Origin of the sequence: Streptomyces sp. NPDC005811, from assembly GCF_040630405.1 — a bacterium.
In the GTDB taxonomy this organism is placed as follows: domain Bacteria; phylum Actinomycetota; class Actinomycetes; order Streptomycetales; family Streptomycetaceae; genus Streptomyces.
Window position 1 is genome coordinate 55,775 of sequence record NZ_JBEXXK010000029.1, and the last position, 12,449, is coordinate 68,223.

At 70.8% G+C, this 12,449-nt stretch carries 12 protein-coding genes; 6 read left to right on the top strand and 6 right to left on the bottom strand.

Annotation, left to right across the window (positions count from 1 at the left end; translation table 11 throughout):
* The first annotated feature begins 17 nt into the window (after nucleotides 1-17).
* The 5 genes from ABZ490_RS28890 to folE all read left to right on the top strand — a co-directional run bounded on the left by ABZ490_RS28890 (nucleotide 18) and on the right by folE (nucleotide 5,992).
* Nucleotides 18-1,151: a zinc-dependent metalloprotease gene (locus ABZ490_RS28890; RefSeq protein ID WP_358995994.1), complete on the top strand. Its 1,134-nt coding sequence runs from the start codon at nucleotides 18-20 to the stop codon at nucleotides 1,149-1,151.
* A 205-nt stretch (nucleotides 1,152-1,356) separates the two neighbouring features.
* The gene (tilS, locus tag ABZ490_RS28895) at nucleotides 1,357-2,400 is read left to right on the top strand and encodes a tRNA lysidine(34) synthetase TilS (RefSeq protein ID WP_358995997.1); all 1,044 of its coding nucleotides are present in this window, start codon (nucleotides 1,357-1,359) and stop codon (nucleotides 2,398-2,400) included.
* A 54-nt stretch (nucleotides 2,401-2,454) separates the two neighbouring features.
* Entirely contained in the window at nucleotides 2,455-3,015 is a 561-nt protein-coding gene (gene hpt, locus ABZ490_RS28900; protein WP_358996210.1) for a hypoxanthine phosphoribosyltransferase, read from the top strand.
* 185 nt (nucleotides 3,016-3,200) lie between these two features.
* Complete coding sequence (ftsH, locus tag ABZ490_RS28905) at nucleotides 3,201-5,240, top strand: ATP-dependent zinc metalloprotease FtsH (RefSeq protein WP_358996000.1); 2,040 nt, start codon at nucleotides 3,201-3,203, stop codon at nucleotides 5,238-5,240.
* Between the two features lie 146 nt (nucleotides 5,241-5,386).
* The gene (gene folE / locus ABZ490_RS28910; protein ID WP_358996003.1) at nucleotides 5,387-5,992 is read left to right on the top strand and encodes a GTP cyclohydrolase I FolE; all 606 of its coding nucleotides are present in this window, start codon (nucleotides 5,387-5,389) and stop codon (nucleotides 5,990-5,992) included.
* A 15-nt stretch (nucleotides 5,993-6,007) separates the two neighbouring features.
* On the opposite strand, the gene ABZ490_RS28915 is transcribed toward folE, so the two are convergent.
* The 6 genes from ABZ490_RS28915 to ABZ490_RS28940 all read right to left on the bottom strand — a co-directional run bounded on the left by ABZ490_RS28915 (nucleotide 6,008) and on the right by ABZ490_RS28940 (nucleotide 11,070).
* Nucleotides 6,008-6,493 carry a DUF3180 domain-containing protein gene (locus ABZ490_RS28915; RefSeq protein ID WP_358996006.1) on the bottom strand — a complete coding sequence of 162 codons (486 nt, stop codon included), beginning with the start codon at nucleotides 6,491-6,493 and terminating at the stop codon, nucleotides 6,008-6,010.
* A 77-nt stretch (nucleotides 6,494-6,570) separates the two neighbouring features.
* Complete coding sequence (gene folK, locus ABZ490_RS28920; RefSeq protein WP_358996009.1) at nucleotides 6,571-7,182, bottom strand: 2-amino-4-hydroxy-6-hydroxymethyldihydropteridine diphosphokinase; 612 nt, start codon at nucleotides 7,180-7,182, stop codon at nucleotides 6,571-6,573.
* Nucleotides 7,179-7,538, bottom strand: coding sequence for a dihydroneopterin aldolase (folB, locus tag ABZ490_RS28925; protein ID WP_358996012.1), 360 nt, complete (start codon nucleotides 7,536-7,538; stop codon nucleotides 7,179-7,181). Before folB ends, folK begins: the two co-directional genes overlap by 4 nt.
* Before the next feature lie 211 nt (nucleotides 7,539-7,749).
* Complete coding sequence (locus ABZ490_RS28930) at nucleotides 7,750-8,265, bottom strand: nuclear transport factor 2 family protein (RefSeq protein ID WP_358996015.1); 516 nt, start codon at nucleotides 8,263-8,265, stop codon at nucleotides 7,750-7,752.
* A complete protein-coding gene (gene folP / locus ABZ490_RS28935) occupies nucleotides 8,262-9,122 on the bottom strand; it encodes a dihydropteroate synthase (protein WP_358996018.1) in 861 nt (286 codons plus the stop codon). The genes ABZ490_RS28930 and folP overlap by 4 nt, the downstream gene beginning before the upstream one ends.
* Nucleotides 9,123-9,255: 133 nt before the next feature.
* Nucleotides 9,256-11,070 carry a phosphatidylglycerol lysyltransferase domain-containing protein gene (locus tag ABZ490_RS28940; RefSeq protein WP_358996021.1) on the bottom strand — a complete coding sequence of 605 codons (1,815 nt, stop codon included), beginning with the start codon at nucleotides 11,068-11,070 and terminating at the stop codon, nucleotides 9,256-9,258.
* Nucleotides 11,071-11,306: 236 nt separating this feature from the next.
* Here ABZ490_RS28940 and ABZ490_RS28945 point away from each other — a divergent pair, with 236 nt between their 5' ends.
* Nucleotides 11,307-12,425, top strand: coding sequence for an alpha/beta hydrolase-fold protein (locus ABZ490_RS28945; protein ID WP_358996024.1), 1,119 nt, complete (start codon nucleotides 11,307-11,309; stop codon nucleotides 12,423-12,425).
* The last annotated feature ends 24 nt before the right edge of the window (nucleotides 12,426-12,449 follow it).

Genomic DNA, 12,449 nt, shown 5'->3' on the forward strand with positions numbered 1-12,449 from the left:
GCACGTACGGTTGACGCATGACGAGCATCGGTGGTGCTGCTTCTGCTGGGATGGTCGACTGGAATCTCGCGGTCGCGACCGCGACCCGGCTCGTGCGACCGGGCCCCGAGGTCAGCCGGGACGAGGCCCGGACCGTCGTCGCGGAACTGCGCCGGCACGCCAAGGCCTCGGAGCACCACGTCCGCGGCTTCACCCGCATGGGCACCGAGGACACCCACGACACGCCGATCCTCGTCGTCGACCGTCCAGGCTGGGTCCGGGCCAACGTCGCCGGCTTCCGGGAGATCCTCAAGCCCCTCCTCGACAAGATGCAGGAGCGCCGCGGCACCAGCGCGGGCGGCGCGGTCCTCGGCGCCGTCGGCGGCAAGGTCACCGGCGTCGAACTCGGCATGCTGCTGTCGTTCCTCGCCTCCCGCGTCCTCGGCCAGTACGAGACCTTCGCCCCCGCCACCCGCGAACTCCCCGCCGGCGCCAAGAACGGCGGCCGGCTGCTGCTCGTCGCGCCCAACATCGTCCACGTCGAGCGCGAACTCGACGTCGCCCCCCACGACTTCCGCCTCTGGGTCTGCCTGCACGAGGAGACGCACCGCACCCAGTTCTCCGCCGTGCCCTGGCTGCGCGACCACCTGGAGGGCGAGATCCAGGCCTTCCTCGGGGAGACCGACGTCGACCCCACGACCTTCCTGGAGCGCATCCGCGAGGCCGCCCAGTCCCTCGCCGGCGGACGCCCCGAGGGCGAGGAGGACGACGGCGGCCGCTCCCTCGTCGAACTCGTGCAGACCCCGGCCCAGCGGGAGATCCTCGCCCGCCTCACCGCCGTGATGTCCCTCCTGGAGGGCCACGCCGACTTCGTCATGGACGGCGTCGGCCCCGACGTCGTGCCGACCGTCTCCGAGATCCGCGAGAAGTTCCAGCAGCGCCGCGCCAAGGGCGCCTCCCGCCTCGACATCGCCCTGCGCAAACTGCTCGGCCTTGACGCCAAGCTCCGCCAGTACAAGGACGGCGAGCGGTTCGTCCGGTCCGTCGTCGACCAGGTCGGCATGGACGGCTTCAACCGCGTGTGGACCTCCCCCAACACCCTCCCCACCAAGGCCGAGATCGCCAAACCCGCGGACTGGGTCTCCCGGGTGCACCGCAAGGCCGATTCCTGACCCCGTACCGCGCGCCCCGGCGGACCACCGGGGGCCGGACGCGGCCCATGGCAGGCAAACGCCCCTTCAATCACCCGTCCGAGGGACCGTGAGCCCTCGACAGGCGTGCGATGCTCGGGGAGCGGCCCGGTTCTGTCACCATCTACACACTCTGCGTGACCGACCTCGGGCTCACCCCCCGAACTCTTCTTGAAGGGAACCGGACATGGGTCCCCATCCAGCGGTCGCGGCGATACGCCTGGCGGTCCGCCGCGTCCTCCACGACATCCTCAACGACCACCGGCCCGCGGGCCCGGCCACCGGCGCCCTCGTACCGGCGCCGTACACCCACCCGACCGCGCCCCTCGTCCTCGTGGCGTGCTCCGGCGGCGCCGACTCCATGGCGCTCGCCTCCGCACTCGCCTTCGAGGCCCCCCGGCTCGGCATCCGCGCCGGCGGCGTCACCGTCGACCACGGCCTCCAGCACGGCTCCGACCTGCGCGCCGCGGAAGTCGTCCTGCGCCTGCGCGAACTCGGCCTCGACCCCGTCGAGTCCACCGCCGTGACCGTCGGCCGCGACGGCGGACCCGAGGCCGCGGCCCGCGACGCCCGCTACGCCGCCCTCGACGCCGCCAGCGAACGCCACGGCGCCGCCGCGGTCCTCCTCGGCCACACCCGCGACGACCAGGCCGAGACGGTCCTCCTCGGACTCGCCCGCGGCTCCGGCATCCGCTCCCTGTCCGGAATGGCCGCGGTCTCGGGGGCCGGCGGCCGTTACCGCCGCCCCTTCCTCGAACTCGACCGGCAGACCGCCCGCAAGGCGTGCATGGTCCAGTCCCTGCCCGTCTGGGACGACCCCCACAACGCCGACCCGGCCTACACCCGCTCCCGGCTGCGCCACGAAGGCCTGCCCGCCCTGGAGAAGGCCCTCGGCAAGGGCGTCGTCGAAGCACTCGCCCGGACGGCCCAGCTCTCCCGCGACGACGCCGACGCCCTCGACGCCTGGGCCCGCCGCGCCGAGGACTCCGTACGGGACGCGACCGGCCTCCTGGAGTGCGCCAAGCTCTACGCCCTGCCGCCCGCCGTCCGCCGCCGCATCCTGCGCCGCGCCGCCATCGAGGCGGGCGCGCCGGCCGGTTCCCTCTTCGCGCGGCACATCGAGGAGGTCGACCGGCTGATCACCGGCTGGCGCGGCCAGGGAGCCATCAATCTCCCGGGCAAGGTCGTGGCCCAGCGGCAGGGTGGCAGACTGGTGATTCGGCAAGGCTGATTCCCGACCCTCCGCACGGAGGGTCCGGGCCGGCCGGTGGGACGACCGAAAGTGATGCGGGTGGACGCGAAAGACATGGGTGCCGACCTCCAGCAGGTGCTCATCACCAAGGAAGAGATCGACGCGAAGCTGGCCGAGCTGGCCGCGAAGATCGACGCGGAGTACGAGGGCAAGGACCTGCTGATCGTCGGTGTGCTCAAGGGCGCGGTGATGGTCATGGCCGACCTCGCCCGGGCCCTGTCCACCCCCGTCACCATGGACTGGATGGCCGTGTCGTCGTACGGCGCGGGCACCCAGTCCTCCGGTGTCGTGCGGATCCTCAAGGACCTCGACACCGACATCAAGGGCAAGCACGTCCTGATCGTCGAGGACATCATCGACTCCGGGCTGACCCTGTCCTGGCTGATCAACAACCTCGGCTCGCGCGAGCCCGAGACCCTGAAGATCTGCACCCTGCTGCGCAAGCCGGACGCGGCGAAGGTCGCCATCGAGGTCGAGTGGGTCGGCTTCGACATCCCCAACGAGTTCGTCGTCGGCTACGGCCTCGACTACGCCGAGAAGTACCGCAACCTCCCGTTCGTCGGTACGCTCGCGCCTCACGTCTACGGCGGCTGAACCCACCCGGTCACAGACCCGTAGGACGTACGGGAACCCCGGCGGCCCTCGCGCCGTTGGAGCATGCAGACGGGTTCGCCAGCCGGACCGTGCGGCTTCCCGCGACAAAGCTGGGGTACCGTCAGAAGAACTGTCTTATCAAACTCACTATGGCAGGAGGGACGGGGCGACACCGCTCCGTATGGATGGACGTGAAGCGATACTTCCGTGGGCCGGTCATGTGGATCGTGCTGGCCGTCCTTGCCGTGGTCGTGTTGATGCAGGTCGTCGGCTCGTCCGGCGGCTACAAGACGGTGGACACCGGCCAAGTCGTGGCGGCGATCAACGAGAACAAGGTCGAGTCGGCCAAACTCACCACCGGTGACGAGCAGACCATCAAGGTCACGCTCAAAGACGGCGTGAAGGTCAAGGACAGCTCGAAGATCCAGGCGAGCTACATCGGCGACCAGGGCGTGACCATCGCCAACACGCTGCAGACCAAGTACCAGGACAAGCAGATCCCCAAGGGCTACACGGTCTCTCCGACGAAGCAGAACGCCTTCGTCGGGATCCTGCTGTCCCTGCTCCCCTTCGTCCTCATCGTGGTCGTCTTCCTGTTCCTGATGAACCAGATGCAGGGCGGCGGCTCCCGCGTCATGAACTTCGGCAAGTCCAAGGCGAAGCTCATCACCAAGGACACGCCGAAGACGACGTTCGCCGACGTGGCCGGTTCGGACGAGGCCGTCGAGGAACTCCACGAGATCAAGGAATTCCTCCAGGAGCCCGCCAAGTTCCAGGCCGTCGGCGCCAAGATCCCCAAGGGTGTGCTGCTGTACGGCCCGCCCGGCACCGGCAAGACCCTGCTCGCGCGCGCCGTCGCCGGCGAGGCGGGCGTCCCCTTCTACTCGATCTCCGGTTCCGACTTCGTCGAGATGTTCGTCGGTGTCGGTGCCTCCCGGGTCCGTGACCTCTTCGAGCAGGCCAAGGCGAACGCCCCGGCGATCGTCTTCGTCGACGAGATCGACGCGGTCGGCCGCCATCGCGGCGCCGGCCTCGGCGGTGGTCACGACGAGCGCGAGCAGACCCTGAACCAGCTCCTCGTCGAGATGGACGGCTTCGACGTCAAGGGCGGCGTGATCCTCATCGCCGCGACGAACCGGCCCGACATCCTCGACCCGGCGCTGCTGCGCCCCGGTCGTTTCGACCGCCAGATCGCGGTCGACCGTCCGGACATGCAGGGCCGGCTGGAGATCCTCAAGGTCCACCAGAAGGGCAAGCCGGTCGCGCCCGACGTCGATCTGGCCGCCGTCGCCCGCCGGACCCCCGGCTTCACGGGCGCCGACCTGTCGAACGTGCTGAACGAAGCGGCGCTCCTCACCGCGCGCAGCGACAAGAAGCTGATCGACAACCAGATGCTGGACGAGGCGATCGACCGAGTGGTCGCGGGCCCGCAGAAGCGGACCCGGATCATGTCGGACAAGGAGAAGAAGATCACCGCGTACCACGAGGGCGGTCACGCCCTGGTCGCGGCGGCCTCCCCGAACTCCGACCCGGTCCACAAGATCACCATCCTGAGCCGCGGCCGTGCGCTGGGCTACACGATGGTGCTCCCGGACGAGGACAAGTACTCCACCACGCGCAACGAGATGCTGGACCAGCTGGCCTACATGCTGGGCGGCCGCGCGGCGGAGGAGCTCGTCTTCCACGACCCGACCACGGGTGCGGCGAACGACATCGAGAAGGCCACCGCCACCGCCCGCGCGATGGTCACCCAGTACGGCATGACCGAGCGCCTGGGTGCCATCAAGTTCGGCGGCGACAACACCGAGCCGTTCCTCGGCCGTGAGATGGCTCACCAGCGCGACTACTCGGAAGAGGTCGCCGCCCTGGTGGACGAAGAAGTCAAGAAGCTCATCGAGAACGCGCACAACGAGGCCTGGGAGATCCTGGTCGAGAACCGCGACGTCCTCGACAACCTGGTCCTTCAGCTGCTGGAGAAGGAGACGCTGGGCAAGGAGGAGATCGCCGAGGTCTTCTCCGCCATCGTCAAGCGCCCGGCGCGCCCCGCCTGGACCGGTTCCTCGCGGCGTACTCCGTCCACCCGTCCGCCGGTGCTCTCCCCCAAGGAGCTGGCCCTGACGAACGGCGCCAACGGAGCGACGCCCGCGATCTCCACCGCGAAGTCGACCGCGGCGGAGTCCGCCCCGGTGACCGAGCCCGCCCCGGAGGACCGCCCCGAGAGCTGACCCGCTCCCGGAGCCGCCACCAGGCCCGGAATGGATGCCGCGCCCCCCAGGTTCTAGCCTGGGGGGCGCGGCATTCCCATATGGCCGAATCCATACGGTGTTGTAGGACATCTAGGAACATCGAACATCTAGGAACGAGGCAGCAGATGACCGACCCCGTGACGCTGGACGGCGAGGGTTCCATCGGCGAGTTCGACGAGAAGCGCGCCGAGAACGCCGTACGCGAACTCCTGATCGCGGTCGGCGAGGACCCGGACCGCGAGGGCCTGAAGGAGACTCCGGCGCGGGTGGCGCGGGCGTACCGGGAGATATTCGCGGGGTTGTGGCAGAAGCCCGAGGACGTGCTGACGACGACGTTCGACCTGGGGCACGACGAGATGGTGCTGGTCAAGGACATCGAGGTGTTCTCGACCTGTGAACACCATCTGGTGCCGTTCCGAGGTGTCGCCCATGTCGGCTACATCCCGTCCACCTCGGGGAAGATCACCGGACTGTCGAAGCTGGCCCGGCTCGTGGATGTCTTCGCCCGCCGTCCCCAGGTGCAGGAACGTCTCACCACGCAGATCGCGGACGCCCTGATGGAGATCCTGGAGCCGCGCGGGGTCATCGTGGTCGTCGAGTGCGAGCACATGTGCATGTCCATGCGGGGCATCCGCAAGCCCGGGGCCAAGACCATCACCTCGGCGGTGCGCGGTCAGCTGCGCGACATGGCGACGCGCAACGAGGCGATGAGCCTGATCATGGCGCACTGAGGCGCACCCCGGTCGTCAGGCCGGGGAAGCGGCTCCCTTGTCGTGGTCGTCGTCCTCCGGGAGCTTGCAGACGCGTTCCAGGAAGAGGGCGGACGCTATGACGGCGATGCCGGCCAGGACCGAGAAGCCCGCGTAGATGGCCTGGTCGCGGCGGGCGGGGATGTCGAGGGACTCCAGGAGGAAGACCCCCGTGCCGCCGTACATGCCCGCCACGAGGGCGGCGACCAGGGCGCTGGCCTGGCCGAAGACGACCGCGCGGGCCGCCATGAGGGGGTCGACGCCCTTCGCCTCGGGGCGCCGCTCGCGCTGGGCCTTGAGGCGGGCGCGCAGCGAGAGCGCCGTGGACAGCAGGACCACGGCGATCAGGGCGAGGACGATGGGGGCGGCCAGGGGGACGCTGGGCAGGGTCCCGATCGAGTTCCAGAGGCGGGCGCCCGCCCAGGACAGCACGCCGGCCACGACGAACACGCCGGCCAGCACCCTGATGTGCAGCTCTCTCACGGTGTCCCTTCAGCTCCCCCGGGTTCCGCGGGTCCTTCCGCGGACGAGTGTCGTGGTGGTCGTCTTGACCTTAACGACTACTCGGGCAGCTGGAGTTCCAGGTCCTTGCGGGCGGTGACGCCTTCACGGGTGATCGTGTCGAGGAGCGCGGCCACCGCGCCGTGGCCGGGGAGCTCGGCCCCGGGGTCCACGTCGTGCCAGGGGGCGAGGACGAAGGCGCGTTCGTGGGCGCGCGGGTGCGGCAGGGTGAGCTGCGGGTCGTCGTCCACGACATCGGCGTACGCCACGATGTCGACGTCGAGGGTGCGCGCGCCCCAGCGCTCGTCCCGGACCCGGTGGAAGGCCTCCTCGACCGCGTGGGCCCGCTCCAGGAGCGAGGACGGGGGCAGGGTGGTCTTCAGCAGGACGACCGCGTTGAAGTACGAGGGCTGGCTGCCGGGCTCGACGCCCCACGGCTCCGTCTCGTACACCGGGGAGACCGCCTTGACCCGGACGCCCGGGGTGTCCTCCAGGGCGTCCACGGCCCCCTGGAGGGTCTCCAGGCGGTTGCCGAGGTTGGCGCCGAGGGACAGCACGGCCCATTTGGGGTTGTGCAGGGTGGTGTCGGCGGCGTCCACCTGCTGGACGACGGAGGCGGGCACCGGCTGAACGGTCGGGTCGCTGTGACCCTCGGTGAAGGACGCGGTCATACTCGGCTCCGGGTGATGGTGACGGTCACGTCGTCGAAGGGGACCGTGATCGGGGCGTTCGGCTTGTGGACCACGACCTCGACCTCTTGTACCCCCTCGTGCCGCAGACAGGCCTGGGAGATGCGCTCGGCGAGCGTCTCGATGAGGTTGACCGGTTCGCCCTCGACGACGGCCACGACCTCCTCCGCCACGATGCCGTAGTGCACGGTCTTCGCCAGGTCGTCGTCGGCGGCGGCCGGCCGGGTGTCCAGGCCCAGGACGAGGTCCACGACGAAGGTCTGGCCCTCCCTGCGTTCCTCGGGGAACACACCGTGGTACCCGCGGGCCTTCAGGCCGCGCAGCGCGACACGATCCACGCGCATCCCTCCTGCAATCGTTTCTGCAATCGTCGGTCGACCCGGACGAATCTACCTGCGCGCACCGGCGGGGCCGGGCGGCGGGCGCGCGGGGAGGGCGGCCCGCGGCGCAGTCTTCACCCGCTGTTTCCCTTGGTGAAGCCGGTGGCTCAGGGGTTGGTGGCCGCGGCTGCTCACGGGTTCGTGATTCCAGCCACTTCTCCGGCCGGCGTCAGGAAGGGCTGTCGTCGTCCTCGTCGGTGTCCGGCTCGTCGTCGTTGCCGGCGAGGACCGGGGAGGCGTGGTGCGACCAGAGCTTCCAGCCGTCGGGGGTGCGGCGGAACACATTGGTGGCGACCACGAGCTGGCCCACGAGCGGCCCGAGCTCCTCGCCCGCGCGGGGCGCCGGGCCGCCGCTGAGGATGTTCTCGGTGCAGGTCACCAGGGCGGTGTCGCCGGTGACCGAGACATGCACGTCGGTGAGGAAGAACTGGATGTAGTCGGTGTTCGCCATGATCAGGGCGTACGAGCGCAGCACCTCGCCGCGCCCCGTCAGCACCGGCCAGCCGGGGTGCACGCAGGAGATCACGCCGGTGTCCGCGGGGTCGTGGTACTCCTCGTCGACGCCCAGGTCGGCGGGGGTGAGCCAGAGCGCGGACACCGCGTCGAAGTCACCCTGTTCCAGTGCCTCGTAGAAGGCGGTGTTGGCGGCCTCGACCTGCTCGACGTCGGTGTGGGGGGCGGTCACCGCGCTCCTTCCACGGCGCGGGCGACCCGTACCGCGTCGGCGGTCGCGCGCACCTGGTGCACGCGCACCGCCCACGCGCCGGTGTGCGCGGCGATCGCGGAGACGGCTGCGGTGGCGGCGTCGCGCTCGCGGGCCGGCGGGGGCGCGCTCTCGGGGCCGGCCAGGACGCGGCCGAGGAAGCGCTTGCGGGATGCGGCGACGAGCAGCGGGTGCCCCAGGGCATGCAGCCGGTCGAGATGGGCGAGCAGGGTGAGGTCGTGGTCGGCCTCCTTGGAGAAGCCGAGGCCGGGGTCGACGACGATCCGGTCGGGTGAGACGCCGCCGGCGAGCACGGCCTCCACGCGCGCGTGCAGCTCGTCGACGACTTCGGTGACGACGTCCTCGTAGGAGCCCTTGACGTTGCCGCCCGCCAGGAAGCCGCGCCAGTGCATGACGACGAAGGGGGCGCCCGCCTCCGCGACGGCCGGGATCATCGCGGGGTCGGCGAGGCCGCCGCTGACGTCGTTGACGAGGACGGCGCCGGCGGCGAGGGCCTGGGCGGCGACGGAGGCGCGCATGGTGTCGACGGAGACGACGGCGCCCTCGGAGGCGAGGCCCCGGACGACGGGGATGACACGGCGCAGTTCCTCGGCCTCGTCGACCCGGGTGGCGCCGGGGCGGGTGGACTCGCCGCCGACGTCGACGAGGTCGGCGCCCTCGGCGACGAGCTGGAGGCCGTGCTTGACGGCGGCCGTCGTGTCGAACCAGCGGCCGCCGTCGGAGAAGGAGTCGGGTGTCACGTTGACGACGCCCATGACCGCGCAGCGGTCCCAGTCCGGAAGGCCGGCGACCTGCCCGCGCCCGCTCTGCTTGCTCATACGTTCAGCGTAGGCCCCGTGGGGCGCCGGGACGCCGGGAGGCCCGGGCGCGGGCCCCGGGGCTGGGAGAGGGGCGGGGCCTGCGCCCGGGCCGGTCCGGGTGGGGACGGGGGCCCGGTGGGCGGTCGCCGGTTCAGGCGGCCCGTACGTCCTGCCTCTCGGTGAGTCCGTGGGCGCACGCGCGGGCCGGCCGGGAGCGGCGGCGCAGGAAGCGGGGCAGGGGGAGGGCCAGGTTCACGAAGCCCTCGGCCTGCATGGCGGCGAAGCCGATGCGGGGCAGGTCGCCCGAGGCGCGGTACACCACGAAGCGGGGCTCCCAGCGCGGCTGGAACTTGGCGTTGAACTTGTACAGGGACTCGATCTGGAACCAGCGGGAGAGGAAGACCAGCAGTCCGCGCCAGGCGCGCAGCACCGGTCCCGCGCCGATCTTCTCGCCGCGGGCCAGCGCCGAGCGGAACATCGCGAAGTTCAGCGACACGCGCGTGATGCCGAACTTCGGGGCGGCCTGGAGGGCGGCGACGATGAGGAGTTCGTTCATGCCGGGGTCGGCCGCGCGGTCGCGGCGCATCAGGTCCAGGGAGGCGCCGTCGGTGCCCCAGGGCACGAAGTGCAGGATCGCCTTCAGGTCGCCGTACGGACCGGGCGTCTCGTCGGCCTTGTGGGCGGTGGCGATGAGGCAGTCGCCGTCGGCGGGGTCGCCGACGCGGCCCAGCGCCATCGAGAAGCCGCGCTCGGTGTCGGTGCCGCGCCAGTCCTCCGCGGCCAGCCGGATCCGCTCCAGCTCGGCCTCGCCGAGGTCACGGACACGACGTACGCGGGTTTCGTAACCGGCGCGCTCGATGCGCTTGACCATCTGCCGGACGTTGCGCATCGCGCGGCCGGCGAGCGAGAAATCCGCCACGTCGACCACCGCCTCGTCGCCCAGTTCGAGGGCGTCGAGGCCGGTCTCACGGGTCCACACCTCGCCGCCGGTCTCCGAGCAGCCCATGACGGCGGGCGTCCAGGAGTGCGCCTTGGCCTCGTCCATGAAGCGCTCGATGGCGCCGGGCCAGGCCTCGACGTCGCCGATGGGGTCGCCGCTGGCGAGCATCACGCCGGAGACGACGCGGTAGGTGACGGCGGCCTTGCCGCTGGGGGAGAAGACCACGGCCTTGTCGCGGCGCAGGGCGAAGTGGCCGAGGGAGTCGCGGCGGCCGTGCCGGTCCAGCAGGGCGCGCAGCCTGGCCTCGTCCTCGCCGGTGAGGCGGGCGGCCGGGTGCTCGGGCCGGAAGGCGAGGTAGATGGTGGTGACGGCGGTGATCCAGCCGAGGGCGCCGAGCGAGAAGGCGACGGTCCAGGAGGTGCTGCCCTGGTAGTCGACCGGGCCCTCGAAGCCGAGGAGGCCGTACAGGACGTGGGTAATGCGATCGGCCAGGCTCGGGTCGCCGATCATGCGCCGCGGGTGGACGCTGACGATGACCAGTCCGAGGACGAGGGAACCGGCGCCCATGAGGACGAAGTTGGCGAGCGCGCGCCACCGGCTGCGCGGGTCCGGCAGGGCCCTGAACTGGTCCCGGTGGACGATCAGCGGGATCAGCAGCGCGAGCGAGATGACCGCGCCGACGATCGAGTGCCGGTACACGAACTGGGCGACCGCACCGGCCGGGAGCAGCGCCACCGCCGCCCGCCAGGCGCGCCGCTTGCTGCGCTTGAGCCCGTGGGCGAGCAGGAGCAGCAGGACGCCGGCGCTGAGCGAGAGCGCCGCCGCGAACGGGCCGAACGAGCCGGGCAGCACCTCGGCGAGCGTGTGCATACGGCTCTGCCGGAACCGCGGGAAGATGCCCGCCGCGACGTCCAGCAGTCCCACGAGGGCACAGGCTCTGCCGACGAGGGCGGGTACGGACTCGGGGCGCGGGCCGCGCATCAGCGGCCGCACCCGGCTTGATCGGTTCGGAACCCCGCCCGACATTTCCCCATCTTCCCTGACAGACATCGCATCCCGTAGTTCCGCGAGAGACCTTGGATCCGGACCCGATTCGGGCAACCGGCGACATTGCGCCCTCTAGGACGGTGTCTCGGGGAGAGAGGTTCACTCCCCTCTTCAAAGCCGCTGAAAAGGCCAAGGAAAGTCCGGGACAAGCCCTCGCGAAGGAGTCGGGGGGAACGGATGTGCGCCCGGGCCAGGATCAGGCAGGAAACCGTTGTATGGGTCTCACGAGCAACACAGTGCTGCTGTTGTCAGTCCTGTTCGCCTTAACGCTCTTCGCCGGCACGGTATGGCTGTGGCCGCGGCTGGCGCGGCGTTCCTGGCGGGCCGTCGGCGGCCGCGTCGGGATGCTGCTCTCCATCCAGCTCGCCCTCTTCGTGTCCGTGGGCCTGTCCGCCAATCAGGCCTTCGGTTTCTACGCCAGCTGGGCGGACCTGCTCGGCCGGGAGACGGAGCCGGGTGTGGTCGTCGACCACACGAACGGCGCCCCGGCCGGGCCGCTGCGGGTCGTGGACAGCCGGCGGGTGGAAGGCGGCGGCGGGCGGCCGGACTTCGGCGGGCAGATCCAGAAGGTGGTGCTGTCGGGCCGTACGACGCACATCAGCACGCCCGCCTACGTGTATCTGCCGCCCGAGTACTTCGCCGCGCGGAACCGCACGCGCACGTTCCCCGTGGCCGTCGTCCTCACGGGTTACCCGGGTACGGCCGAGGCGCTCGTCGACAAGCTGCACTACCCGCGCACCGCGCGGCAGCTCGCCGGGGACGGGCGGATGCAGCCGATGATCCTGGTGATGCTGCGGCCGACGGTGGCTCCGCCGCGGGACACGGAGTGCGTGGACATCCCGGGCGGACCGCAGACGGAGTCGTTCTTCGCCAAGGACCTGCCGGACGCGGTCGGGGCCCACTACCGGGTGGGCAAGAAGCCGTCGAGCTGGGGGATCATCGGGGACTCCACCGGCGGTTACTGCGCCCTGAAGCTCGCGATGCACCACCCGGAGGCGTACGCGGCGGGCGTGGGGCTGTCGGCGTACTACAAGGCGCCGACCGATCCGACCACCGGCGACCTGTTCCACGGCGACGAGACCCTGCGCAAGGAGGCCGATCTGCGCTGGTTTCTGAAGAATCGTTCCGCTCCGGACACCTCGCTGCTCGTCACCACGAGCAAGGTCGGAGAGTCCAACTACAAGGCCACGCTGAACTTCATCGACCTGGCGAAGGCCACGGACCGGACCCGGATCTCGTCGATCATTCTCGAAAGCGGCGGGCACAACTTCAACACCTGGCGCCGCGAGATCCCGCCCGCCCTGGAGTGGCTCAGTGGCCGGCTGAGTAATTGATCTTGACTTCCGCGGGCTTCCGTG

Coding starts and splice junctions, on each gene's coding strand:
- ABZ490_RS28890 (WP_358995994.1), top strand. CDS start 18: ATGACGAGCATCGGTGGTGCTGCTTCTGCTGGGATGGTCGACTGGAAT.
- tilS (WP_358995997.1), top strand. CDS start 1,357: ATGGGTCCCCATCCAGCGGTCGCGGCGATACGCCTGGCGGTCCGCCGC.
- hpt (WP_358996210.1), top strand. CDS start 2,455: ATGCGGGTGGACGCGAAAGACATGGGTGCCGACCTCCAGCAGGTGCTC.
- ftsH (WP_358996000.1), top strand. CDS start 3,201: ATGGACGTGAAGCGATACTTCCGTGGGCCGGTCATGTGGATCGTGCTG.
- folE (WP_358996003.1), top strand. CDS start 5,387: ATGACCGACCCCGTGACGCTGGACGGCGAGGGTTCCATCGGCGAGTTC.
- folK (WP_358996009.1), bottom strand. CDS start 7,182: ATGACCGCGTCCTTCACCGAGGGTCACAGCGACCCGACCGTTCAGCCG.
- folP (WP_358996018.1), bottom strand. CDS start 9,122: ATGAGCAAGCAGAGCGGGCGCGGGCAGGTCGCCGGCCTTCCGGACTGG.
- ABZ490_RS28940 (WP_358996021.1), bottom strand. CDS start 11,070: ATGTCGGGCGGGGTTCCGAACCGATCAAGCCGGGTGCGGCCGCTGATG.
- ABZ490_RS28945 (WP_358996024.1), top strand. CDS start 11,307: ATGGGTCTCACGAGCAACACAGTGCTGCTGTTGTCAGTCCTGTTCGCC.